The organism is Micromonospora sp. NPDC007230 (assembly GCF_042869115.1).
GTDB lineage: Bacteria > Actinomycetota > Actinomycetes > Mycobacteriales > Micromonosporaceae > Micromonospora.
In genome coordinates this window covers 139,913-162,630 of sequence record NZ_JBIAFE010000018.1, presented here as the reverse complement: position 1 = coordinate 162,630, position 22,718 = coordinate 139,913, and the positions used below count along the sequence as shown (strand labels likewise).

Here is a 22,718-nt window from a genome sequence, read left to right as displayed (position 1 = left end):
GGGGATCATTCCACCCGGGCTCTCGGGGGCCGGCCCTGGGGTGCTGCTCGGGCGGCCGGGGGGTGTAACGACCGGGGGCTGGGGATCATTCCACCCGGCTTCCCGGGACTTGCCCGAGGCCTCGCGGCCTGCTGGACGGCCCGGGGATGTAACGACCGGGGGCGGGGGATCATTCCCGGGGACCGGCTGGCGGATCCGGGGGATCTGCTGTGCGGCCCGGGGATGTAACGACGGCCGGGGGCCGATCATTCCGCCGCGGCCGGGGCCACCATCGGGTCGCAGATCCGGCGCGGTCAGCCATGTTCAACGCCTCCGGCCCGGCCAACATTCCGCCGCCGGGCCTGGGCCACCGAGACACCCGCCCACGAACCGGACAGCCGGGTACACCCCACCCTCGCCGAACCGGACACCACACCCAATGCGCGCTTCGAGGACCGCCGAGTGCTCGCACCGCCGTTGAGCCGCCACCTCGCCGATGAGGCGGTAAACCCCGTCGACCGTCCCGCCACCTCGCCGACCTGGGCGGCCCCTCCCCGGGCCGACACCGCCACCTCGCCGACATGGGCGCCCTGGCCGACACCGGCACCTCGCCGACATGATGCCGCTCCGCCACTTAACGGACGCCGAGACATCGCCCTCGCAATATCGGGGAAGTTGCTGCCTTCCGGCGCCGGAAGGCAGCAACTTCCCCGATGCTGTGCGGATCTTGGACGCGGCGCGGCGCGGCGCGCCATGGCGTGGGTGGGTGTGGGCGGGTCAGGTGGTGTGGGGCGCCTCGTCCCGGGAGCGTTGGGTCGGGATCGGGTGGGTGGGCGTCGCCGGCCAGGGGATCTCCGGGGCGGGATGGAAGGCGATCCCGGCGGTGGTCCAGCGCGGGCCGTGGCCGGCCAGCCGGTCCCGGAAGGCGGCCCAGTCGTGCGTCGACCGGGGGGACCAGCCCAGCTCGGCGATGGCGGGCAGGCGCGGGAAGAGCATGAACTCCACCTCGGCCAGCGTGGTGACCGTCTCCGTCCAGAGCGGCGCCTCGACTCCGAGCATGGCCTCGGCCGGCACACCGGTCAGGTGCGTCCCCGGGTCCCAGTCGTACGCCCGCCGCACGTCGATCAGCCCGGCCCAGTCGTGCCCGATGGGGGTGTCCGGGGCGTACTTCATGTCCAGGTAGACGCGGTTGCCGGGGGAGAGGATCACGCGGGCGCCACGGCGTACCGCGTCGGCGGTCTCAGGATCGTCGCCGTTGGTGCCCCACCATTGGAGCACCCGCCCCTCGGCGTGCCCGGTCGGGGCGAGCTGGTGCCAACCGATCACGGTCTTCCCGGTCGCCGCCACCAGTTCCTGCGCCCGCTCGATGAAGCCGCGGTAGGTGTCGGCCGGCACCTTGAACGCCTCGTCCCCGCCGAGGTGCAGCCACGGCCCGGGGGTGAGCGCGGCCACCTCGCCGACCACGTCCGCGACGAAGGCGTACGTCCGCTCGTCGGCGGGGTCGACGTAGCTGAAGCCGACCTCGGTGCCGGTGTACGGCGGCGGCGGTGTCTTGCCCGGCGCCAGTTCGGGGTATGCGACCAGCGCCGCGTTGGTGTGCCCGGGCAGGTCGATCTCCGGCACCACGGTGACGTGGCGGCGGGCCGCGTACGCGACGATCCGCCGGTAGTCGTCCTTGGTGTACCAGCCGCCGGGCCCGCCACCCACCTCGGTGGTGCCGCCGACCTCGGTGAGCTTCGGCCAGGAGTCGACCGCGATCCGCCACCCCTGGTCGTCGGTGAGGTGCAGGTGCAGGTGGTTGAGCTTGTAGCGGGCCAGGTGGTCGACCACCCGCAGCACGTCGTCGACGGGGAAGAAGTGTCGGGCCACGTCGAGCATCGCCCCTCGGTACGCGAACCGCGGCCGGTCGACGATGGTGCCGCCGGGCACCACCCAGCGCTCGGCGACCGGCGTGGCGCTCTCCACCGCCGCCGGGAGGAGCTGCCGGAGCGTCTGCACGCCGTGGAACAGGCCGGCGGCGCTGCCGGCGGTGATCCGGACCTCGGTGGCCGTCACGTCGAGCCGGTAGCCCTCGTCGCCCAGCGCCTCGGCGGTCGCGCGGCCCGTCCCGGCGGCGCTCGCGCCAGCCGGCGCCGATGCCGCCGCGCCGACGGGGCCCGCTGCGCCGACGGGGCCCGCTGCGCCGACGGGGCCCGCTGCGCCGCCGGAGCCCGCTGCGCCGACGGGGCCCGCTGCGCCGACGGAGCCCCCTGCGCCGACCACGCCCGCCGCGTCGGTGGACGTCGCCACGCTGGTCAGGGTGAGCGCGAGCGAACCGTCGGCCCGGGCGGCGGAGTCGGCGACCGGGAGCGGGTAGCCGGTCGCCGGGCGGAGTAGCCCGGCGAGCTGCTCGGCAATGTCCCGGGCAGCCGGGTCGGCGTCGACGCGGATCACCGCGTCCTCGGCGAGCACGAAGTCGGCCGCCGGGTCCGGCGTGACCAGCTCGGGGGCGGGCACCACGTCGGCCAGCCGGACCGGCGCGGGCGGGGTGAGCAGCCCGCCGGCCGCGCGGGCGGCGCTCCGGGCCAGCTCGGCGGCGGCCGGCTGGCGGGCGGACAGGCCGACCGCGTCGAGCGGCTCGGGACCGGTCTCGGACGGGGCGGCGGGGGTGGTCGGCACGGTGACGGCTCCCGGGTGTATTTGCGCTGGATATGGCAAAGGTGAGGTTCAGTGAAACCAGTGCCGTCAAGCGTACGAGGGGACCGGGGAATTGCGTGATCCTGCACATGGAAGCGTTCCCAAAAACCGGTACGGACGCGGATAGTGGTGACGGTTGTGCCAATAGTCACCGAACGGTCCCAGCCCCCTCGATGTTCGCTTAACCTTCGCCCACCGGCCGCTGACCACACCGGGATTACCGGTGGACGGTCTCGGGGTATGTCCGAACTGAACCTTCGTTAAGTGTCAATTCCGGCGCGCGTGGGAGGCTCTGGTGGCAGCGCAAGAGACGGTCGATCACAAGTACGTCTACGACTTCGCCGAGGGCAACAAGGACCTCAAGGACCTGCTCGGCGGCAAAGGGGCCAACCTGGCCGAGATGACCAATCTCGGGCTGCCGGTGCCGCCCGGCTTCACCATCACCACCGAGGCCTGCAAGGCGTACCTGGCGACCGGCCGGGAGCCGGATGGGCTGGCCGGCCAGATCGAGGCGCACCTGGAGGCACTGGAGCGGGAGATGGGCCGCCGGCTCGGCGACCCGGACGACCCGCTGCTGGTCTCGGTCCGCTCCGGGGCCAAGTTCTCCATGCCCGGCATGATGGAGACCGTCCTGAACGTCGGCCTCAACGACCGCAGTGTCATCGGACTCGCCACCCGGGCCGGCGGCAACGACCGGTTCGCCTGGGACTCCTACCGCCGCCTGATCCAGATGTTCGGCAAGACCGTCTGCGAGGTGCCGGGCGAGGAGTTCGAGCACGCCATCGACGACGCCAAGCGCGCCAAGGGTACGGACAACGACCTCGACCTAAACGCGGACGACCTGCGCGGCCTGGTCGACACGTTCAAGAAGATCTTCGCCAAGCACACCGGCCGGGAGTTCCCGCAGGAGCCCCGGGAGCAGCTCGACCTGGCCATCCGTGCGGTTTTCGAGTCGTGGAACGCCGAGCGCGCGGTGGTCTACCGGCGGCAGGAGCGCATCCCGGCCGACCTGGGCACCGCGGTCAACGTGGTGGCCATGGTCTTCGGCAACCTCGGCGCCGACTCGGGCACCGGCGTCGCCTTCACCCGCGACCCGGGCAGCGGCGCCCAGGGCATCTACGGCGACTACCTGGCCAACGCGCAGGGCGAGGACGTGGTCGCCGGCATCCGCAACACCGTGCCGCTGGAAGAGCTGGAGCGGATCGACAAGAAGTCCTACGACGAGCTGCTCGACTACATGGCCCGGTTGGAGGAGCACTACACGGACCTCTGCGACATCGAGTTCACCATCGAGCGCGGCAAGCTCTGGATGCTCCAGACCCGGGTCGGCAAGCGCACCGCGGCGGCGGCCTTCGTCATCGCCGGCCAGCTCGTCGACGAGGGTCTGATCGACCTGGACGAGGCGCTGCACCGGGTCAACGGCGCGCAGCTCGCCCAGCTGATGTTCCCCCGGTTCCAGCTCGACCACGAGTACGAGCCGGTGGCCAAGGGCATCGGGGCCTCACCCGGCGCGGCGGTCGGCAAGGCGGTCTTCACCTCCGCCCGGGCGGTCGAGTTGGCCGCCGAGGGTGAGGCGGTGATCCTGGTCCGCCGGGAGACCAACCCCGACGACCTGAACGGGATGATCGCCGCCAAGGGCATCCTCACCTCGCGGGGCGGTAAGACCAGCCACGCGGCCGTGGTGGCCCGGGGCATGGGCAAGACCTGCGTGTCCGGCGCGGACGAAATCGAGGTCGACGTCCCGGCGAAGCGGTTCAGGGTCGCCGGGCAGACCGTCAGCGAGGGCGATGTCGTCTCCATCGACGGCACCACCGGCAAGGTCTACCTCGGCGAGGTGCCGGTCATGCCCTCCGAGGTGGTGCAGTACTTCGAGGGCACCCTCGACGCGGAGCGGACCGACGACCCGCTGGTCCGGGCCGTACACCGGATCATGACCCACGCCGACGCCAAGCGGCGGCTCGCGGTCCGGGCGAACGCCGACACCGGTGCGGACGCGGCCCGGGCCCGGCGGTTCGGCGCCCAGGGCATCGGCCTGTGCCGCACCGAGCACATGTTCCTCGGCGACCGGCGGGAGCTGGTGGAGCGGCTGATCCTGGCGTCCGGCGAGGCGGAGCGGGAGGCGGCGCTGGGCGCGCTGCTGCCGCTGCAGCGGGAGGACTTCGTCGAGATCTTCCGCGAGATGGACGGCCTGCCGGTCACCGTGCGGCTGATCGACCCGCCGCTGCACGAGTTCCTGCCCCCGCTGGAGCAGCTCGCGGTCAACGTCGCGGTCGCCCAGGAGCGCGGCGAGGACGTGGCCAAGGAGGAGGCGCTGCTCGCCGCCGTCCGGCGGATGCACGAGGAGAACCCGATGCTGGGCCTGCGCGGCGTACGCCTGGGTCTGGTCATCCCCGGCCTGTTCGCCATGCAGGTCCGTGCGATCGCCGAGGCCGCTGTGACTGTCGTCCGGGCCGGCGGGTCGGCCTGCCCGGAGATCATGGTCCCGCTGGTCGGCGCCGTGCAGGAGCTGGAGACGGTACGCGCCGAGGCCGAGAAGATCATCGCCGAGGTGGTCGGCGACAGCGGCGTCGAGGTGCTGATCGGCACGATGATCGAGGTGCCCCGGGCGGCGCTGACCGCCGGGCAGATCGCCGAGGCGGCGCAGTTCTTCTCGTTCGGCACCAACGACCTGACCCAGATGGGCTGGGGCTTCTCCCGGGACGACGTGGAGGGCGCCTTCTTCTGGCGCTACCTGGAGCTGGGCATCTTCGGCATCTCGCCGTTCGAGTCGATCGACCGGGACGGCGTCGGCCGGCTGGTCCGGATCGCCGCCGAGGAGGGCCGGGCCGCCCGACCCGGGCTGAAGCTCGGCGTCTGCGGTGAGCACGGCGGCGACCCCGAGTCGGTGCACTTCTTCCACGAGGTCGGGCTCGACTACGTCTCCTGCTCCCCCTTCCGCGTCCCGGTGGCCCGCCTGGAGGCCGGCCGAGCCGCGGTGGAAACCCAGGGCTCCGACTCCCGCTGAGCGCGGTCGGGGGCCGCCGGCGCGCCGGCTGGCGGCCCCCGACGGGTTCCCCGCCTCGCCCGGCGCGCCGTCCGGCGGCTCCGGGCGTAACCTGGGCTCGCTCGTGTCGATCAGCAGAAGGGTTGGCCGCATGACCAGCGTCTGGGAGAACCTGACCGTGGACGCCCAGGACCCGTCGCGGCTCGCCCACTGGTGGGCCGAGGCGCTCGGCTACCAGGTGGTGAGCGAGAAGCCGGACGAGGTGGAGATCCGCCGGGCGCCGGACCAGCTCCCCGGCATCGTCTTCGTCCCGGTCAGCCAGGCGAAGGAGAGCAAGAACCGGCTGCACCTCGACCTGCGCCCGGCGAACCAGGAGGCGGAGGTCGAGCGGCTGGTCGACATGGGGGCCCGGCACGTGGACATCGGCCAGGGCGACGTCGGGTGGACCGTGCTGGCCGACCCGGAGGGCAACGAGTTCTGCGTGCTCCGTGAGCGCGAGGAGTGAGCCGGGTCCCGGCGCTGAGGACGGAGGGCGCTTCGTCGTCGAGCCGCCCAAGGACACCGGGTACGGGCGGTCACCGTATGAGCGGGACCGGGCGCGGGTGCTGCACTCGGCGGCGTTCCGCCGGCTCGCCGCGAAGACCCAGGTGCACACCGCGGGCACCGACGACTTCCTGCGTACCCGGCTGACCCACTCGCTGGAGGTGGCGCAGATCGCCCGGGAGATGGGTGCCCGGCTCGGCTGCGACCCGGACGTGGTGGACACCGCCGGGCTGGCCCACGACCTGGGGCATCCGCCCTTCGGGCACAACGGCGAGGACGCCCTGGACGTCCTCGCCGCCGGTTGCGGCGGCTTCGAGGGCAACGCGCAGACGCTGCGGGTGCTCACCCGGCTGGAGGCCAAGGTGCTCGGGCCGGACGGCCGTTCCGCCGGGCTCAACCTGACCCGGGCCTCCCTCGACGCGGTCAGCAAGTACCCCTGGGAGCGCCGGCCCGGTGAGCGCAAGTTCGGCGTGTACCCCGACGACCGCCCGGTCTTCGACTGGCTGCGCGCCGGGGCCCCGCCCGGCGGCCGGCGCTGCCTGGAGGCGCAGGTGATGGATTGGGCCGACGACGTGGCGTACTCGGTCCACGACGTCGAGGACGGCATCCACGGCGGATACGTCAGCCTGCGGCCGCTGCTGGCCGACCCCGAGGAGCGGCGGGCACTCTGCGCCGACGTGGCCGCGACGTACTCCGGGGAGGCCCCCGAGGACCTGCACGAGGTCCTGGTCGAACTGCTCGCCGAGCCGGCGCTCGCCCCGCTCGCCGCGTACGACGGCAGCCACCGGGCCCTGGCGGCGCTGAAGGCGACCACCAGCGTGCTCACCGGCCGCTTCGTCGCCACCGTGGTGGCCGCCACCCAGGAGCGGCACGGCCCCGGCCCGCACCGCCGGTACGCGGCCGATCTGGTGGTGCCGCGTCGGATCCGGGTGCAGTGCGCGCTGCTCAAGGGCATCGCGCTGCGCTACGTGATGCGCCGCCCCGGCGCCGGCACCCGGTACGCCCAGCAGCGGGAGATCCTCGCCGAACTGGTCGCCGTCCTGGTCGACCGGGCGCCGGACGCGCTCGACCCGGTCTTCGCGCCGCTGTGGCGGGAGGCGCCCGACGACCTCGCGCGGCTGCGCGTGGTGATCGACCAGGTGGCCTCGCTCACCGACCCGGCCGCCCTGGCCTGGCACGTCCGCCTGGTCCGCAGCTGACCCGCCCCGCCCCACGCGGAAGGGTTCGGGCAACATGCCGGAAGTTGCTGCCTCTCCGTGTCGGCAAGGCGCACCATCCCCGATTTTGTCCGGATCTCGCCAGGCCCTGGCCTGCGGAGGGACACGGGCGGAGGCGGCGAGGCTGGCGACTTAGGCTAGCCTAAGTGGCATGACGCAGCGCCCGAAGAAGGTCACCGCCGCCACGGTCGTACGGACCGAGCGGCCCACCCCGCACCTGATCCGGCTGGTGCTGGGCGGGGAGGAACTGGCCGGCCTGCCGGTGGGCGCGTACACCGATCACTACGTCAAGTTCGTCTTCCCGCCGGCCGGGGTGGCCTATCCGCACCCGACGGACCTGGCCACCATCAAGCGGGAGTTCCCGGCCGCGCAGTGGCCGCGGCTGCGGGCGTACACGGTGCGCGCCTGGGACGCGGCGGCCGGCGAACTCACCGTCGACGTGGTGTACCACGGCGACCAGGGGCTGGCCGGGCCGTGGGCGGCCGGCCTGCGCCCCGGCGACCGGGTGCTGTTCACCGGCCCCGGCGGGGCGTACGCCCCGGACCCGACGGCCGACTGGCACCTGCTGGTGGGGGACGAGAGCGCGCTGCCGGCGATCGCCGCCGCCCTGGAGCGGCTGCCGGCCGGCGCGCCCGCGAAGGTCTACCTCGAGGTCGGCGGCCCGGCCGACGAGCTTCCGTTGACCAGCCTGGGTGCGGTCGAGCTGTGCTGGCTGCACCGCGCCGGCCGCCCGGTGGGCGAGGCGCTGGTCGAGGCGGTCCGGGCGCTGGACTTCCCGCCCGGCCGGGTGCACGCCTTCGTCCACGGCGAGGCCACCGCCGTCAAGGAGTTGCGCCGGCTGCTGCGCGTCGAGCGCGGGGTGCCCCGGGAGGCGTTGTCCATCTCCGGCTACTGGCGGCGCGGCATGGACGACGAGGGCTGGCGCTCCACCAAGGCCACCTGGAACGCGCAGGTGGAAGCCGACGAAGCCAGCGTCGCCCTGCCCGCCTGAGTCCGCCTCTCGGCGTGCCGGGGCCGCCGATCGGGTTTGCAGCGGCCAACCCTCGTGATCAACCAGCCACCCGCGAGGGCTCGGCGAGCGAGCGGGTGGTGAGGACGGTGCCCACCTGGGCGGCGGAGCGGGCGACGCGGCGGCGGATTGCGCGCAGATGCCCGGCGACCGAGGCGGTGGCGACCACCACCGCGACCATTGTCGCCAGCCAGACCGGCCCGCCGAGCAGCAGCACCGCCATGGTGGCGGCCAGGGCGACCAGCACGCTGTTCACCAGCGCGATCATGCCGGCCTGGCTGACCAGGTCGCGGAACCAGTGCCGGTGGAACGGCTCGGGCGCGAACGGACCCGCGTCGTCCAACGTCGGCATGATGATGAACGGGGTCAGGCCGGGCGCGCGGCGGGCCAGGTAGGTGCGGAGCACGGTGGCCGCGACCGCGTACCGGCGGCCCCGGTCGTTCAGCTCGACCTGGCGGGCGAAGACGAAGACCCCGAGCAGCAGGACCAGCAGGCCGAGCCCGGCCAGCACCGCCGGGCGGATCTGGCCGTCGGGCCGGCCGGTGGTGATCAGCCCGGCCGATACGGCGGTTGCTCCCGACGCCACCGCCAGGAAGAAGGTGAACCGGGCGCTGGACTGGTCGTGCACCGTGCGGCTCAGCTCGCGCAGGTGCTCGTACTCGGCGAGCGCGATGGTCAGCTCCGTGTCGTCGGCCATCCGGCGGTCCCCTCCCCGATCGCGGGTATCACCGTAGCCAAGATCGGCGAGAGTGGTGGGGCTGGCCTGTCGTGCTTCCGACGGGGGAGCGGGTGTGCCTCGACATGTAGCAGGGATGCTACATTTCGCGGTATGACTGCGGTCGAACTGCCGGGAGTCGCTCCGACTCCCCACCCGCCCGACGAGGAACTGGTCCTCGACGTCCGCGACCTGCGCATGCGGTACGGCACCGTCGACGTGCTGCACGGGGTCGACTTCACCGCCCGGCGCGGCGAGGTGCTCGCCCTGCTCGGGCCCAACGGTGCCGGCAAGACCACCACGATCGAGATCCTCGAGGGCTTCCGGATGCGCTCGGCCGGGGAGGTCCGCGTCCTCGGCGTCGACCCCGGCCGGGGCGACGAGCGCTGGCGCGCCCGGATGGGGGTGGTGCTCCAGTCCTGGCGGGACCACGGCAAGTGGCGGGTCCGGGACCTGCTGGCCCACCTGGGCACCTTCTACGCGCCGTACGCCTCGGACCGGATCAGCCGGCCCTGGCCGGTCGATGAGCTGCTGGACGCCGTCGGGCTCACGCCGCACGTGGGCAAGCGGGTGCACCAGCTCTCCGGCGGCCAGCGCCGCCGGTTGGACGTGGCGGTCGGCATCGTCGGCCGCCCGGAGTTGCTCTTCCTGGACGAGCCGACGGTCGGCTTCGATCCGGCCGCCCGGCGCGAGTTCCACGAGCTGGTGCACCGCCTCGCCGACCTGGACGAGACCACCATCCTGCTCACCACGCACGACCTGGACGAGGCGGAGAAGCTCGCCGACCGGATTCTCATCCTGGCCGGCGGCCGGATCATCGCCGACGGTTCGCCCGACGAGCTGGCCCGCCGGGTTGCCGGGGACGCGGAGATCCGGTGGACCCGGGACGGCGAGCGCTTCGTGCACGTCGCGGCCGACGCCACCGGCTTCGTCCGCGACCTGCTGAACGAGCACGGCGACGGCGTGCAGGAGCTGGAGATCCGCCGGGCCAGCCTGGAGGACGCGTACATGGCACTGGTCTACGAAGAGGAATCCGGGGTCCGGGCCGGCACGGCGGCGGCCTCGGTGTGGCGGCAGGGGAATACGCGATGAACCCGACCACGGCGGCCGTCCGGTCCGGCGTCCAGCGCGGCGCGATCGAGCTGCGCAACACCTTCACCAACGCGCAGGACCTGTGGAACTACTTCTTCCCGACCGTCATCCTGCTGGTCACCATGTTCTTCATGCGCGGGGCCTCCGTGCCCGGCACCTCCTTCTCCCTGGGCGCGCGTACGCTGCCCAGCGCGCTCGGCATGGGGCTCGCGTTCGGCGGGCTGCTCGGGCTGTCCCAGCAGCTCATCGTCGACCGGGAGGACGGCACGCTGCTGCGGGCCAAGGCGACGCCGAACGGCATGCTCGGCTACCTGATCGGCAAGATCGTCATGCTCTCGGCGGTGGCGATGATCGGGTTCGCCCTCCAGCTCACTCCGGCGCTGTTCTTCCTGGACGGGATCCGGCTCACCGATGGCGGCGCCTGGCTCACGGTGGCCTGGGTGGTGCCGCTCGGGCTGGTGGCAACGCTACCGCTGGGCGCGGTGATCGGCTCGTTGATCGAGAACCCTCGCAACATGGGCCTGGTGGTGCTGCCGATCTTCGGCCTCATCGCGCTCTCCGGCATCTTCTACCCGATCAACGGCTACCCGGGCTGGCTCCAGGCCGTCGCCCAGGCCTTCCCGATCTACTGGCTAGGGTTGGGGATGCGCTCGGCGCTGCTGCCGCCGGAGCTGGCCGCCGTCGAGCTGGGCGGGTCCTGGCGGCACCTGGAGACGTTCGGCGTCCTGGGCCTCTGGACCGTGCTCGGGCTGACCCTGGCCCCGGTCGTGCTGCGCCGGACGGCCCGCCGCGAGTCCGGTTCCCGGGTCGCGGCGCGCCGGGAGAAGGCCATGCAGCGGGTGGGGTGAGAGGGCGTCGATGAGTGAGACCGTGCACAACCGCATCGCGGTGCTGCGCGCCGAGCGGGGCATCTCCCGGCGGCAGCTCGCCGACGCGCTGGGCGTGCACTACCAGACCGTGGGCTACCTGGAACGGGGCGAGTTCCGGCCCAGCCTGCACCTGGCGCTGCGGATCGCCGCGTACTTCGAGGTGCCGGTCGAAGTGGTCTTCTCCATCGAGCCGTTCCCGCGGATCGGGCAGGGCGCGGGGGCGGGCCGGTCGGCCTGACCCGCCCGCTCTGGCCGGACCGGCGAGATCGCCGACGACGCCGGGCCGGCCCGCGGGACGTAACCGCCGAGCCCGCGCGGCATTCGCCACACCGGGTGTCCCCCGGCCGCCGGATCGTCGGTCCCGCAGGGCAGGATGTACGCCGAGGGGGTGGCGGAGATGGCGGGGCGGATCCGGGACGAGGACATCGCGCTGGTCCGCGAGCGCACCTCGATCGCCGAGGTCATCTCCGACACGGTGACCCTCAAGTCGGCCGGCGGCGGCAACCTCAAGGGGCTGTGCCCGTTCCACGACGAGAAGAGCCCGTCGTTCAACGTCTCGCCCGCCCGCAACGTCTGGTACTGCTTCGGCTGCGGGGCCGGTGGCGACGCCATCAAGTTCCTGATGGACGCCGAGCACCTGAGCTTCGTGGAGTCCGTCGAGCGGCTGGCCGACCGCGCCGGCATCCAGCTCCGCTACGTGGAGGACGACCGGGCGGCCCCGCGTAACCGGTCGCAGCAGGGGCAGCGGCAGCGGCTGGTCGCCGCGCACGCCGCCGCCGTCGACTTCTACCGCGCCCAGCTCAGCACCGCCGGCGCCCGCCCGGCCCGGGAGTTTCTGGCCCGGCGCGGCTTCGACCGGGCCGCCGCCGAGCGCTACGGCTGCGGCTTCGCCCCCGACGCCTGGGACCTGCTCACCAAGCACTTGCGGCAGCAGGGCTTCACCCACGACGAGCTGGTCACCGCCGGGCTGTCCCGCCCGGCCCGCTCGGGCAGCCTGATCGACCGGTTCCGCCGCCGGCTGCTCTGGCCGATCCGCGACCTCACCGGCGACGTGATCGGCTTCGGCGCCCGCAAGCTGTTCGACGACGACGACGGCCCGAAATACCTCAACACCCCCGAGACGCCGATCTATAAGAAGTCGCACGTCCTCTACGGCATCGACCAGGCCAAGCGGGAGATCGCCAAGCAGGGCAAGGTGGTCGTGGTCGAGGGCTACACCGACGTGATGGCCTGCCACCTGGCCGGGGTGAGCACCGCCGTGGCGACCTGCGGCACGGCGTTCGGCGCCGACCACATCGGCGTGCTGCGCCGGCTGTTGCTGGACACCGACGCGGTGGCCGGCGAGATCATCTTCACCTTCGACGGGGACGCCGCCGGCCAGAAGGCCGCGCTGCGCGCCTTCGAGGACGACCAGCGTTTCGTCGGCCGGACCTTCATCGCGGTCAGCCCCGACAACATGGATCCGTGCGAGCTGCGCCTGGCCAAGGGTGATCTGGCGGTCCGCGACCTGGTCGCCCGCCGCGAGCCGCTGGTCGACTTCGCGCTCCGCCACGTGATCAACCGGTACGACCTGGACACCGTCGACGGCCGGGTGGAGGCGATGCGTCGGGCCGCCCCGCTGGTGGCCAAGATCAAGGACCGGGAGAAGCGCCCCGAGTATGTCCGCAAGCTCGCCGGCGACCTCGGCATGGAGATCGAGCCGGTGCAACGCGCGGTGCTGACCGCCGCGTCCGGGCCGGCCGGCGAGGCGGCCGCTCCGGCCCGCTCCGGCCCGGCCGCGCCGACGGTGGACAGCCCGCAGTCGATGGTCGAACGGGAGGCGCTGAAGCTCGCCCTCCAGGAGCCGGTGCTGGCCGGCCCGATGTTCGACGCGGTGGAGGCGGGCGAATACCGGCACCCGGTGCACGTGGCGGTGCGGGCGGCCATCGCCGCGGCCGGCGGGGCGGCGGCGGCCACCGGCGGCGCGGTCTGGATCGAGCAGGTCCGGGACGCCTGCGACGACCTGGCGGGCCAGGCGCTCGTCGGCGAGCTGGCCGTCGAGCCGTTGCGCATCGACGGCGAGCCCGACCCGCGCTATGTCACGGTGACCCTGGCCCAGCTCCAGTGGGGCTCGGTGACCGGCCGGATCAAGGACCTCAAGTCGAAGATCCAGCGGATCAACCCGGTGAGCAACAAGGACGAGTACTTCGCGCTCTTCGGTGAACTGCTCTCGCTGGAGCAGCACGCGCGGGCGCTACGCGAGCAGGCCGCCGGAGGGCTGTGAATGGGACTGTTCAACCGCAAGCCGAAGCTGCCGCCCGCCGCCCGCCCGCCGCTGGCCGCCGAGGAGCGGGTGCTCGCCTGGGCCGCCGCCGGCAACGGCGAGGGCGACGGCGTGCTGGTCGCCAGCAACCTCGGCCTCTGGCTGCCCGGTCGGGGGCACCGGATCGGCTGGCACGACATCCTCAAGGCGGTCTGGTCGGGGCGTGAGCTCACCGTCACCCTGGCCGAGCGGGTCGCCGAGCGGGACGGCTACCTGGTGGTGGCGGACTGCCCCGCCGAGACCTACCTGCTGCTCGACCCGGGCGACCTGCCGCACCAGGTGCGGGCCCGGGTCACCCGCTCGGTGGCGTACACCAGTCACCACCCGGTGCCCGGCGGCGCCGGCCGGATCGCCGCCCGCCGGGTGCCCGGGGTGGACGGGCTGACCTGGACGGTCCGCTACGACCCGGGCACGCCCGCCGACGACGAGGCGGTGGCCGCCGAGACCGACCGGCTGGTCGCCGCCGCCCGGTCGGCCACCGCCCCCGCCGACGTCTGAGCCTCAGCCGGTGCGGTAGTAGCGGGCCGCGCCCGGATGCAGCGGGATCGGGTCGGTGCCCGCCGCGCTCTCCCGGGTGAAGTTGGCCGCCTCGGGGTGCACCCTGATCAGCTCGTCCTGGTGCGCGAAGAGCACCCGGGTCAGGTCGTACGCGAGCTGGTCCGGCATGTCCGCGGCGACCAGGATCACGTTCGACACGGTGATGGTCGGGGTGGCCGCCGGGGTGCCGTAGGCCTCCTTCGGCAGGATCGCCGTGGTGTAGACCGAGCCGTACCGGGCGGCGAGCGGCTGGACCAGGTCGGTGAGCGGGAGCAGTTGGAACGTCCCCGGCGCGCCGGCGAGCAGGTCCTTGATGCCCGGGGTGGGCAGGCCACCGGAGAAGAACATCGCGTCCAGGGTGCCCGCCCGCATCCGCTTCACCGTCTCCGGCAGCGACAGGTTGGCCCGCCGGATGTCCCGGTCCGGGTCGATCCCGGCGGCGGCCAGCAGCCGCCCGGCGATGATGTCGGTGCCGGACTTCGGCGAGCCGGTGGAGACCCGCTTGCCGCGCAGTTGGGCGAAGCGGTCGATCTTCCCGCCGGTCCGGACGATCACGTGGGTGTAGTTGCTGTAGACCCGGGCCAGCGCCCGTACCGGCTGCGGTTGGCCGTCGAACACGCCCCGCCCCTTGACGGCGTCCGCCGCCGTGTCGACCAGGCTGAAGGCGATCTCCATGTCGCCGCCGGCGAGCCGGTTGATGTTCTCCACCGAGGCACCGGTGGGTTCCGCCCGTGCCTCGTAGCCGGGCAGGTGCCGGCTGATCAGGTCCGCGTAGCCGCCGCCGAGCTGGTAGTAGACGCCGGTGGTGTTGCCGGTGGCGAGGAAGATCCGCCCGCCGTGCCACGCCCGCGGCCCGGGGTCGGCCGTACCGCAGCCGGCGACCAGAGCGGCCAGCAGCAGGGCGGCCGCCAGCCGAAGCGGGCGGCCGGTCACGGGCGGGCCGCCGGTTCCAGCGCCTCCGCCACCCGCTGGACCAGCATCGCCGTCTCGTAGCCGACCTGGCCCAGGTCGCAGCCGGGCGCGGCGAGCACGCCGAGCAACGCCCGCTCGCCGACCGCCATCACCAGCAGCACCCCGCCGTCCATGTCGAGGATCTGCTGGCGTACCCGGCCGGCGGACATCAGCCGGGCGGCGCCCACGCCCAGGCTCGCCAGCCCGCTGATCACGGCGGAGAGCTGGTCCACCTGCTCGACGGAGAGGTCGGGGGAGGCGGCCAGCCGCAGCCCGTCCTGGGACACCGCGAGGGCGTGCGACACGTCCGGCACCCGTTCGGCGAAGTTCGCCAGCAGCCAGTCGAGTCCGGCGGTGACGGATGAGGTCATGGGTTTCTCCCGGTGGGTGTGGTGTTCGGGGTACGCCGCGTCGCGCTGGCCACGCCCTCGGCGAGCGCGGACAGGCGGGCCCGCACCACCTCCGGGTCGAGCAGGTCGTCGGCGGGTCGGGGCGGCGGGCTGGTGACGGGCAGGGGTGCGGGCAGCTGATCGCCCCGGGGAATCCGGCGCGGCAGCGCGGCCCCGGTGGTCGGTGGCGACGCCGACGGGGTGCCGGATGCTCGGACCTGGGCGGCTTCGGGCGCCAGCTCCGTGGTGCCGGGCGGTGGTACGGCGGCGACGCCGCGCGCGAGGCCGGTCGCGGTCCCCGGCACCGGGCCGGCGTCGCTGGCCGGCGCTGGCGGGCGAGCCCCGACCACCGGCACGGCGACGGTGGGGGCGCGGTGCAGGGCGGCCGGGTCGAGCGGGGCGGTGTCCAGTTCGGGCGTCGCCGCATCGGTCGCGGGGCGGCCCGGCGCGGGCCCGGACCGGAACCAGGGGGCGTCGCGGCCGGCGGTCGGCCGGCGGTCGGCCCGCCGGGTCGCCGACTCGACCCGGGTCAACGCGGACTCGGGCACCTCCACCTGGGCGACCGTGCCGGTGTCGGTGTGGTGCAGCTGCACCCGGATCCCGTGCCGGGCGGCCAGGTGGGCCACCACGTGCAGGCCCATGCTGCCGGCCGCGGCGCTGGAGAGCGTGGCCGGTGCGGCGAGCCGTACGTTGATCTCGGCCAGCCGGCTCTCGCCGATGCCGATGCCCTGGTCGTGCACCCGCAGCGTGACCCCGTCGACGGTGCGCCGCCCGTCCACCAGCACGGGCGCGTCCGGCGGGGAGTAGACGGTGGCGTTCTCCAGCAGCTCGGCGAGCAGGTGCACAAGGTTGCCGACCGCCGCGCCGTGCACCGCCGCGGTCGGCACGTCCACCTCCACCCGGGGGTAGTCCTCGATCTCGGAGGCCGCCGCCCGGACCGCGTCGTCGAGGAGCAGCGCCCCCTCGTGCCCGCGGCCCGGCTCGCCGCCGGCGAGGACCAGCAGGTTCTCCCCGTTGCGGCGCAGGCGGGCGGCGAGGTGGTCCAGCGCGAAGAACCGGGCCAGCGCGTCCGGGTCGGTCTCCTCGCGTTCGAACTCGTCGAGCAGCCGCAGCTGGCGGGTGATCAGCGTACGGATCCGGCGGGCCAGCGCCTCGGCCATCCGGGTCACGTCCAGCCGCAGTTCGGCCTGCTCGCCGGCGAGCCGCAGGGCGGCCTTGTTCACCGTGTCGAACGCCTCGGCCACCTGGGCCACCTCGTCCCGGCCCCGGCGGATGCCGGCGGTCAGCCGGGTCGCCGTGCCGTCGCCCGGGCAGCCGTCGCCCGCGGCGATCGCGGTGATCCGTTCCGGCAGTTCCCGGTTCGCCATGGTGAGCGCGGCGACCCGCAGCCGGCGCAGCCGGCGGCTGGTGCGTACCGCCAGCAGCACGGCGGTGAGCAGCGAGGCGAGCGCGACGGCGGTGGTCCCTCCGGCGGTGAGCAGGGCGCGCTGCCGGGCGGTCCGGGCCAGCGCGGCGGCGTCCCGGTCCAGACCCTCGGAGAGTTCCCGGCCGAGCAGGTTGTAGCGGCGGATCGTGCCGCTCTGCGCCACGTACCAGGCGTCGCCGTCGGTCTTCAGCGCCTCCGGCCCGCCGTCGGTGTCCAGCACCTCGTCCCGCATCCGGCGGGCCGTCTCGATGTCGCCGCCGGCCAGGCGGTACCAGGCGGCGCGTGCCGGGCCGGTGGCGATCCGGAGGAACTCGGCCTGGCGCTGCTCCCGGGCGCCGCGCAACCGGCCGAGCCGGACCAGCTCGCCCCTGGCCAGGGCGCCCCGGACGAAGACGCCGCGCAGCAGGTCGCGTTCCAGGGCGGCCAGGTGCTCCTGGGTGGCCATCGTGGCCACCTCCCGGGCGCCGTTGGCCAGCTGGGCGTCGCGCAGCTGGGCCGGCAGGGCGTCGGCGACGGCGAGCAGCGAATCCACCAGCGTCACGTACGCCGGGTCGCCGCTGTCACCGCCCAGCGCGAGCCGGCGGGTGGGGTCGAGCTGGCCGAGCTGGCCGTCCGCGTCGTTGAGCACCGGAGCCAGGTCGGGGGCGGCCCGGCGGGCCTCGCCGCTGGCGGACCGGTAGTGGTCGACGGCGGCGTCCACCCGCCGCCGTTGGGCGTCGACCAGCGGCCGGCCGGCCGTGCCGCCGCGCTGGCGCAGCGCCGCCGTCTCGCCCAGCTCGCGTTCCAGCTCGTGCACCAGCCGGACGGTCGCGGTGGCCGTACCAGCGAGGACGCGGGCCCGGTCGGCGTCGGCGGAGGCGGCCAGCGCGGCGTCGGTCTGGACGGCGCCGAGCACCACCAGGCCGACCGTCGCCACCAGGATGGGCGCGAGCAGTTGGGTGCGCACCGACCAGAGCCGGTGGGTGTGGCCCGGCGGGCGGTGGTGCCGGCGTACGCGGCCGGGGAGGGGGAGCGGCACGGGGTCTCCCGGTCGGGGTAGGACGCCGGACCCGGACGTGGCGTCCGGGCCCGGCGTCGTCGGGTCAGCTCGCGCCCAGGTCCTTGAGCGCCTTGTCCGCGCCCCGGTGCAGCGGCACCGGTTCGGTCTTGCGGGCGTTCTCCAGGCCGATCGCCTTGGCGGCCGGGTTGGCCTGGGCGAGGGCGTCCTTCTTCTCGAAGACGGTCCTGGTGATCGCGCAGGCCACGTTGGCGTCGAGGTTGTCCCGGACCAGCAGCACGTTCGGCACCAGGATGGTCGGGGTGTCCGCGGCGGTCCGGTAGACGTCCTTGCCGATGGTCCCGGCCTGGTACGCCGGGTTCAGCTCGGCCATCTTGGGCAGCAGCGGGCTGAGGTCGAGGAACTTCACCTTGTCGCCGGAGGTGGTGAAGAGGTCGGTGAGGCCGCCGGTGGGCAGGCCGCCGGACCAGAAGAAGCCGTCGATGCTGCCGTCCTTCATGCCGTCGACGGTCTTGGTCAGGTCGAGCCGCTGCGCCTGGATGTCCTTGGCCGGGTCGAGGCCGGCGGCGGTGAGCAGCCGGTTGGCGATGACCTCGGTGCCGGACTTGGGCGAGCCGGTGGAGATCTTCTTGCCCTTCATGTCGGTGACCGAGGTGATCCCCGCGTCGGCCCGCACGACCACCTGGGTGTAGTTGTCGTAGATCCGGGCCAGCGCCTTCACCGGCTGCGGGGCGCTGAAGCTGCCCTTGCCCTGCACCGCGTTGACCGCGGTGTCGAAGAGCGAGAAGGCGACGTCGTACTGGCCGGCGACGAGCTGCTCGACGTTCTGCACCGAGGCGCCGGTCTCGGCGGCGGTCCCGGTGAGCTTGCCGTCGGTGGTGGCCGAGAGCTGGCCGGCCAGCGCGTTGCCGACGACGTAGTAGACCCCGGTGGCGTTGCCGGTGGCGATGCCGACCCGGGTGTCCTTGGTGACCTTGCAGGTGACCTCGCTGGCGGCGTCGTCCGTCGCCGCCCCGTCCTGCCGGCCCCCGCACCCGGCGGCACCGGCCGCGACGAGGGCCAGCACTCCGACGCCCGCGGCAACCCGCGAGTTGATCCGTGTCATTCTCTCTCCTCCCCAGGAACCAGCTGTTTCGGCACCGACGGGGCGCCGGCGCGGCCGGCGGATCCACGTCGGACGAGCACACCCGCCACGGCCAGCGCGGCCAGCACGGCGCCGACCGTGACGGGCACGGGTTCGAGCCAGAGCAGCACCAGCCCGGCGACCGCGCCGACGATCCGCTCGGGCACGCCGGCCGGGCCGACGCCGGGCAGCCAGCCGCCGGCCGCCACCGCCAGCACGGTGACGCCGAGCGCGGAGACCACGCCGGCCACCAGGATCCGTTCCGCCCCGCCGATGCCGAGCAGCCCGAGACCGGTGGGCGTGATGACGAAGGCGATCGGGATCAGGTACGCCGGCAGCGCGTACCGGAGGGTCTGCCACATGGTCGGGACCAGCCGGCCGCCGGTCACCGCGGCGGCGGCCACCGCGGCGAGCGCGGTCGGCGGGGAGACCTCGGACAGCACCGCGAAGTAGAAGACGAACATCGCCGCGGCGGGGGCGGCGACGCCGAGGTTGAGCAGCGCCGGGCCGATGATCACCCAGCCGATCACGAACGACGCGGTGACCGGCACGGCCAGGCCGAGCAGGCTGAGCGCGACGGCGGCGAGCAGCGCGGTGAGCGCCAGCACCACGGCCGGCTCGGAGCTGACCGCCTGCGCCCCGCTCACCAGCAGTGCGGCGGCCTGCGGGCCGAGGCCGGTCTTGGTGGTGGTGGCGGTGATGATGCCGGCCGCGGCGCAGACCGCGCTCACCGCGAGCACCCCGCGTACGCCGCCGCGCAGCGCCTCGACCAGGCGGGCCGGGGTGAGCCGGTGGCGTCGGTCCAGGAAGGACAGCGCGGCGGCCAGCACGGTGGCGATCACCACGGCGCGGGTCGCCGAGGCGCCCATCGCGAGCACCACGATGATCACGATGAGCGAGAGGAAGTGGTAGCCGAAGCGGGCCAGCAGACGCCAGGCGGAGCCGCTGTCGATGACCACCGCGCGGACGCCGGAGCGCCGGGCGTCGATCTCGACGGAGAGCAGGATGCCCAGGTAGTAGAGGATCGTCGGCACGGTCGCCCAGCCGAGCACCTGCAGGTAGGACACGCCCAGGTATTCGGCGATGATGAAGGCCGCCGCACCCAACGTCGGCGGGGACAGGATCGCGCCGACTCCGGCGGCGGCCAGCATGCCCCCGGCCCGCTCGGCGGGGTAGCCGGCGCGACGCAGGATCGGCCAGGTGACCGCGCCGATGCTGACCGTGGTGGCCGCTCCGGAGCCGGACACGGTGCCGAGCAGGAAGCCGGAGGCGACGGCGGTCCGGCCGGCGGCGGTACGGGAGCGGCGGAACGCGGCGGCGGACAGCTCCACGAAGAACCGGCCGGCGCCGGAGAGGTCGAGCACCGCCCCGTAGATGGTGAAGAGCACGATGTACGAGGCGGCCACGTCCAGCGGGGTGCCGTAGAAGCCGCTGTCGGAGTTGTAGAACGCGTCGATGAGCTGCCCGAAGTCGAGCCCGGCGTGGGCCACCGCCCAGGACTGCGGCAGCAGCCCGCCGTAGTAGCCGTAGGCCAGGAAGAGCACGCAGACGGCGGGGAGGATCAAGCCGGTGGTCCGCCGGCACGCCTCCAGCAGCAGGAGCATCAGCACGGTGCCCATCGCCACGTCCAGCGGCACGAGCAGGCCCTGCCGGTCGAGGAACGCGTCGTACCCGCCGCCGCCCGCGCCGAGCGTCACCGGCAGCACCGGGTAGAGGCAGCTCAGCAGCGCGGCCAGGGCCAGCAGCCAGTCGACGAGGGTGGGCCCGCCGCGCCGCGCGCCGTCGGCGGCCGGTGCGGTCGCGCCGTCCGCCACCGGGTCGCCCGCCGTCGGCGCCGTCGCGGGCCGCCGCCGCCGCATCCCTGACGGGTACGCCAGGAAGACCATCGGCAGGATGCCGGTCAGGAAAATGATCAGGTAGTACTTGCTGCCCTGAGGGAGCGGAAAGAACACCTGCCAGAGGGCGAGCAGTGCGACGGCGACCGTGACTCCGGTGAACAGCAGCCCGACCGGTCCGGACAGGACCCGTCCCGGCTTTTCGTCCTCGAACTGGGCGGCGAGTTCCCGGGTGTCGGGGGGTGCGGCGAGCGGTGGGTCGTCGGCCTGCCGAGGCTCGCCGACCGCCCCGTCGTCGGGCGGGAGCGCGACCGGGACCTTGTCCAGCTTGGACGCGGTGTCCTGCGGGCCGGTGGGCAGGGGCGTCGGCGCGGAGCCGTCGGACGGGCGAACGGGCGACACGAGGGGGCACGATACGCGAATAGTTCACATTATGGAACCATTGCCGGACGTGATTGCGCCAAGTAACGAGAATGGGTCGCAATTACTCGCTGCACACTTGTTTCGGAGCGATTTTCACGAATGTGTAGGCGGTCGACATTGCCGGGGGCTGGTTTTGTCCGATGATCGGTGCGATCTGTCCGCAATGGCAGGTGATGTCCAGGTGAAGGGGTTGGCGGTGCTGCCCACCGCGGCGTCACTCCGAGTGATTGACGCTACGCCCAGTGTCCGGCATCCGTGGCGGTGGTTAACCGGTCGAGTCTGTCGGACCCGGCCGCTAGGGTCGGCCGGTGACCAGTGCTCAACCACTCATCCAGGCCCGGGGGCTGGTGAAGCGGTTCGGCGACTTCACCGCCGTCGACGGCATCGACGTGGCGGTGCACCCGGGCGAGGCGTTCGGCTTCCTCGGGCCGAACGGGGCGGGCAAGTCCTCGACCATGCGCATGATCGGCTGTATCTCTCCGCCCTCCGGCGGGGAGCTGAGCATCCTCGGCATGGACCCGGTCCGCGACGGTCCCGCGATCCGGGCCCGGCTGGGCGTCTGCCCGCAGCTCGACAGCCTCGACCCGGAGCTCACCGTCCGGGAAAACCTGACCACCTACGCCCGCTACTTCGGCATCCCGCGCCGGGTCGCCCGCGAGCGCGCCGCCGAGCTGCTCGACTTCGTCCAGCTCACCGAGCGGGCCGAGAGCAAGGTGGAGCCGCTGTCCGGCGGCATGAAGCGCCGGTTGACCATCGCCCGCGCGCTGGTCAACAACCCGGAGATCGTGCTGCTCGACGAGCCCACCACCGGCCTCGACCCGCAGGCCCGGCACCTGGTCTGGGAGCGGCTGTTCCGGCTCAAGCAGCAGGGCGTCACGCTGGTCCTCACCACGCACTACATGGACGAGGCGGAGCAGCTCTGCGACCGGCTGGTGGTGATGGACGGCGGCCGCATCGTGGCCGAGGGGTCGCCCCGCACCCTCATCGAGCGGCACTCCACCCGCGAGGTGGTCGAGCTGCGCTTCGCCGCCGAGTCGCAGGAGATGTTCGCCGGCAAGCTGAGCGGGCTGGGCGAGCGGGTCGAGGTGCTGCCCGACCGGATCCTGCTCTACGTGGCCGACGGCGACGCGGCGGCGGCCGAGGTGAGCGCCCGCGGCCTCGTGCCGGCCAGCGTCCTGGTCCGGCGCAGCAGCCTGGAGGACGTCTTCCTCCACCTCACCGGCCGCACCCTCGTCGACTGAGGTGCGTGGCGCCGATCGTTGACGCTCAGGCTGCACTCGTGGCGGCGTGTCGAGCAGCTGAGCTGTCAGCGATCACGGTTCGGCTCAACGGGCTCTGGCCCAGGTCAGGAAGCGGTCGGTCAGGCGCTGCGGCGGGAGCTGGCCGGTCAGGTCGGTCATGGCCTCGTGCATCAGCGTGCCGAGGTAGATCAGCAGGCCGGTCCGGTTCTCGCGGTACTCGCCGAGCAGCGCCAGCCGGGCGGGGGAGCACGGCCATGCGGCCCCGCACACCCGGCACCGCCAGGACGGGCGCGCCGCGACGTGCGGGCGGTAGCGGGGCATCAGTGCGTGCCCTCCTCGAGCCCATGCGGCTCCTGCGGTCCGCGCGGCTCCTGCGGTCCGTGCATGGTGAGCCTCCGTCGGGGTGGGAGG

18 protein-coding genes are annotated in these 22,718 nt (G+C 73.6%); 10 read left to right on the top strand and 8 right to left on the bottom strand.

Translation table 11 applies throughout. From position 1 onward, the window contains the following. Positions 1–756: 756 nt before the first annotated feature. The gene (locus tag ACFYML_RS24320; RefSeq protein WP_387422833.1) at positions 757–2,577 is read right to left on the bottom strand and encodes a family 20 glycosylhydrolase; all 1,821 of its coding nucleotides are present in this window, start codon (positions 2,575–2,577) and stop codon (positions 757–759) included. 373 nt (positions 2,578–2,950) lie between these two features. Here ACFYML_RS24320 and ppdK point away from each other — a divergent pair, with 373 nt between their 5' ends. The 4 genes from ppdK to ACFYML_RS24300 all read left to right on the top strand — a co-directional run bounded on the left by ppdK (position 2,951) and on the right by ACFYML_RS24300 (position 8,389). Continuing rightward, positions 2,951–5,659, top strand: coding sequence for a pyruvate, phosphate dikinase (gene ppdK / locus ACFYML_RS24315; RefSeq protein ID WP_387422826.1), 2,709 nt, complete (start codon positions 2,951–2,953; stop codon positions 5,657–5,659). 130 nt (positions 5,660–5,789) lie between these two features. Beyond that, entirely contained in the window at positions 5,790–6,143 is a 354-nt protein-coding gene (locus ACFYML_RS24310; protein WP_387422825.1) for a VOC family protein, read from the top strand. Continuing rightward, the gene (locus tag ACFYML_RS24305) at positions 6,127–7,380 is read left to right on the top strand and encodes a deoxyguanosinetriphosphate triphosphohydrolase (protein WP_387422824.1); all 1,254 of its coding nucleotides are present in this window, start codon (positions 6,127–6,129) and stop codon (positions 7,378–7,380) included. The genes ACFYML_RS24310 and ACFYML_RS24305 overlap by 17 nt, the downstream gene beginning before the upstream one ends. Before the next feature lie 169 nt (positions 7,381–7,549). After that, positions 7,550–8,389, top strand: a complete 840-nt coding sequence (locus ACFYML_RS24300) for a siderophore-interacting protein (RefSeq protein WP_387422823.1) — start codon at positions 7,550–7,552, stop codon at positions 8,387–8,389. Between the two features lie 58 nt (positions 8,390–8,447). On the opposite strand, the gene ACFYML_RS24295 is transcribed toward ACFYML_RS24300, so the two are convergent. Next, entirely contained in the window at positions 8,448–9,104 is a 657-nt protein-coding gene (locus ACFYML_RS24295) for a hypothetical protein (RefSeq protein WP_387422822.1), read from the bottom strand. Between the two features lie 132 nt (positions 9,105–9,236). Between ACFYML_RS24295 and ACFYML_RS24290 the strand changes: the two genes are divergently transcribed. The 5 genes from ACFYML_RS24290 to ACFYML_RS24270 all read left to right on the top strand — a co-directional run bounded on the left by ACFYML_RS24290 (position 9,237) and on the right by ACFYML_RS24270 (position 13,883). Next, positions 9,237–10,214, top strand: coding sequence for an ABC transporter ATP-binding protein (locus ACFYML_RS24290; RefSeq protein WP_387422821.1), 978 nt, complete (start codon positions 9,237–9,239; stop codon positions 10,212–10,214). Further along, on the top strand, positions 10,211–11,062 hold the full coding sequence (locus tag ACFYML_RS24285) for an ABC transporter permease (protein ID WP_387422820.1): 852 nt from the start codon (positions 10,211–10,213) through the stop codon (positions 11,060–11,062). The genes ACFYML_RS24290 and ACFYML_RS24285 overlap by 4 nt, the downstream gene beginning before the upstream one ends. 10 nt (positions 11,063–11,072) lie before the next feature. Then, entirely contained in the window at positions 11,073–11,321 is a 249-nt protein-coding gene (locus ACFYML_RS24280) for a helix-turn-helix transcriptional regulator (RefSeq protein WP_357434801.1), read from the top strand. A gap of 135 nt (positions 11,322–11,456) precedes the next feature. Further along, positions 11,457–13,346: a DNA primase gene (gene dnaG / locus ACFYML_RS24275; protein ID WP_387422819.1), complete on the top strand. Its 1,890-nt coding sequence runs from the start codon at positions 11,457–11,459 to the stop codon at positions 13,344–13,346. Then, positions 13,347–13,883, top strand: a complete 537-nt coding sequence (locus tag ACFYML_RS24270) for a hypothetical protein (protein WP_387422818.1) — start codon at positions 13,347–13,349, stop codon at positions 13,881–13,883. A 3-nt stretch (positions 13,884–13,886) separates the two neighbouring features. Here the strand turns inward: ACFYML_RS24270 and ACFYML_RS24265 are convergent, their stop codons facing one another. The 5 genes from ACFYML_RS24265 to ACFYML_RS24245 form a co-directional block, all read right to left on the bottom strand. Then, a complete protein-coding gene (locus ACFYML_RS24265) occupies positions 13,887–14,855 on the bottom strand; it encodes a TAXI family TRAP transporter solute-binding subunit (RefSeq protein WP_387422817.1) in 969 nt (322 codons plus the stop codon). Continuing rightward, the gene (locus ACFYML_RS24260) at positions 14,852–15,244 is read right to left on the bottom strand and encodes a roadblock/LC7 domain-containing protein (protein WP_387272597.1); all 393 of its coding nucleotides are present in this window, start codon (positions 15,242–15,244) and stop codon (positions 14,852–14,854) included. The genes ACFYML_RS24265 and ACFYML_RS24260 overlap by 4 nt, the downstream gene beginning before the upstream one ends. Next, a complete protein-coding gene (locus tag ACFYML_RS24255) occupies positions 15,241–17,706 on the bottom strand; it encodes a nitrate- and nitrite sensing domain-containing protein (RefSeq protein ID WP_387422816.1) in 2,466 nt (821 codons plus the stop codon). Before ACFYML_RS24255 ends, ACFYML_RS24260 begins: the two co-directional genes overlap by 4 nt. A gap of 64 nt (positions 17,707–17,770) precedes the next feature. Continuing rightward, positions 17,771–18,790 carry a TAXI family TRAP transporter solute-binding subunit gene (locus ACFYML_RS24250; RefSeq protein WP_387422815.1) on the bottom strand — a complete coding sequence of 340 codons (1,020 nt, stop codon included), beginning with the start codon at positions 18,788–18,790 and terminating at the stop codon, positions 17,771–17,773. Then, on the bottom strand, positions 18,787–21,045 hold the full coding sequence (locus tag ACFYML_RS24245) for a TRAP transporter permease (protein ID WP_387422814.1): 2,259 nt from the start codon (positions 21,043–21,045) through the stop codon (positions 18,787–18,789). The genes ACFYML_RS24250 and ACFYML_RS24245 overlap by 4 nt, the downstream gene beginning before the upstream one ends. A gap of 329 nt (positions 21,046–21,374) precedes the next feature. Between ACFYML_RS24245 and ACFYML_RS24240 the strand changes: the two genes are divergently transcribed. Beyond that, positions 21,375–22,307: an ABC transporter ATP-binding protein gene (locus ACFYML_RS24240; protein WP_387422813.1), complete on the top strand. Its 933-nt coding sequence runs from the start codon at positions 21,375–21,377 to the stop codon at positions 22,305–22,307. Positions 22,308–22,391: 84 nt separating this feature from the next. Here ACFYML_RS24240 and ACFYML_RS24235 read toward each other — a convergent pair whose 3' ends face one another. After that, a complete protein-coding gene (locus ACFYML_RS24235) occupies positions 22,392–22,628 on the bottom strand; it encodes a flavin reductase (protein WP_073835572.1) in 237 nt (78 codons plus the stop codon). Positions 22,629–22,718: the final 90 nt, after the last annotated feature.

Coding starts and splice junctions, on each gene's coding strand:
- ACFYML_RS24310 (WP_387422825.1), top strand. CDS start 5,790: ATGACCAGCGTCTGGGAGAACCTGACCGTGGACGCCCAGGACCCGTCG.
- ACFYML_RS24300 (WP_387422823.1), top strand. CDS start 7,550: ATGACGCAGCGCCCGAAGAAGGTCACCGCCGCCACGGTCGTACGGACC.
- ACFYML_RS24295 (WP_387422822.1), bottom strand. CDS start 9,104: ATGGCCGACGACACGGAGCTGACCATCGCGCTCGCCGAGTACGAGCAC.
- ACFYML_RS24290 (WP_387422821.1), top strand. CDS start 9,237: ATGACTGCGGTCGAACTGCCGGGAGTCGCTCCGACTCCCCACCCGCCC.
- ACFYML_RS24285 (WP_387422820.1), top strand. CDS start 10,211: ATGAACCCGACCACGGCGGCCGTCCGGTCCGGCGTCCAGCGCGGCGCG.
- ACFYML_RS24280 (WP_357434801.1), top strand. CDS start 11,073: ATGAGTGAGACCGTGCACAACCGCATCGCGGTGCTGCGCGCCGAGCGG.
- dnaG (WP_387422819.1), top strand. CDS start 11,457: ATGTACGCCGAGGGGGTGGCGGAGATGGCGGGGCGGATCCGGGACGAG.
- ACFYML_RS24270 (WP_387422818.1), top strand. CDS start 13,347: ATGGGACTGTTCAACCGCAAGCCGAAGCTGCCGCCCGCCGCCCGCCCG.
- ACFYML_RS24260 (WP_387272597.1), bottom strand. CDS start 15,244: ATGACCTCATCCGTCACCGCCGGACTCGACTGGCTGCTGGCGAACTTC.
- ACFYML_RS24250 (WP_387422815.1), bottom strand. CDS start 18,790: ATGACACGGATCAACTCGCGGGTTGCCGCGGGCGTCGGAGTGCTGGCC.
- ACFYML_RS24235 (WP_073835572.1), bottom strand. CDS start 22,628: ATGCCCCGCTACCGCCCGCACGTCGCGGCGCGCCCGTCCTGGCGGTGC.